Source organism: Streptomyces sp. NPDC043996 (assembly GCF_056435225.1).
This window is the reverse complement of record NZ_JBWKEY010000036.1, coordinates 1-1,048: the sequence shown is the minus strand read 5'-3', so window position 1 is coordinate 1,048 and position 1,048 is coordinate 1. Positions and strand designations below refer to the sequence as shown.

Genomic DNA, 1,048 nt, shown 5'->3' with positions numbered 1-1,048 from the left:
CCCCGTTGTCAGTGGCCCGCACTACGGTGATCACAATCGTTCTGGAAGGGGGTGGGCCGCGTTGATACGCGCGTACAAGTTCCTGATGCGGCCCACCGTCCGTCAGACGCAGGCACTCGGCGAGATGCTGGCCGACCACTGCTCGCTCTACAACGGCGCATTGCAGGAACGCCGCGACGCCTACCAGCACGCTTCGAAAACGAGCGTCAAGTACGGGCAGCAGTCCGGACAGCTCAAGGACATCCGGGCCTTCGACCCCGAGCGTCAGGGCCGCTGGTCGTTCTCCTCGCAGCAGGCCACACTTCGCAGGCTGGACAAGGCGTTCGCCGCTTTCTTCCGCCGGATCAAGGCCGGAGACAAGCCCGGATACCCGCGCTTCCGGGGCGTGAACTGGTTCGACACGGTGGACTTTCCCAAGGACGGGGACGGCTGCCGCTGGGACTCCACCCCGCACGATCCCGTCACCCGCGTCCGCTTCCAGGGCATCGGCCACGTCAAGGTCAACCAGCACCGTGCCGTGGACGGCAAGGTCAAGACCGTGTCGGTCAAGCGTGAGGGCCGCAAGTGGTTCGTCGTACTCACCACAGAGCAGGACCAGCCTGAGCCGCTCCCGTCGACAGGCAGCGTGGCCGGGATCGACCTGGGCATCGCCTCGTTCCTCACCACGTCCAACGGTGAGAACATCCCAAACCCGCGCTACGCCCGCAAGGCCGCCAAGAGGCTTGAAGCGGCACAGCAGGCGCTCAGCCGGTTCCCCCGCCGCAAGGCCAAGGACCGCACCCGTAATCATCAGCGCGCCGTGGAGAAGGTCGCGGGGCTGCACGGCAAGGTCCGCCGTCAGCGGCTCGACCACGCGCACAAGACCGCGCTCGGCCTGGTCCGCGAGCATGACTTCATCGCGCACGAAGACCTCAGGATCCGCAGCATGAGCAAGACCCCCGCGCCCAAGCCCGACCCCGACAACGCGGGCGGCTTCCTGCCCAACGGGGCTGCGGCGAAGGCCGGGCTGAACCGCTCGATCGCTGATGCCGGTTGGGGGGTGTTCCTC

1 protein-coding gene is annotated in these 1,048 nt (G+C 67.2%); it reads left to right on the top strand.

All coding sequences use genetic code 11. The features are described from left to right. Positions 1-61: 61 nt before the first annotated feature. The coding region (locus AC07A4_RS41815) for an RNA-guided endonuclease InsQ/TnpB family protein (protein WP_478609998.1) at positions 62-1,048 on the top strand (987 nt) is incomplete at its 3' end.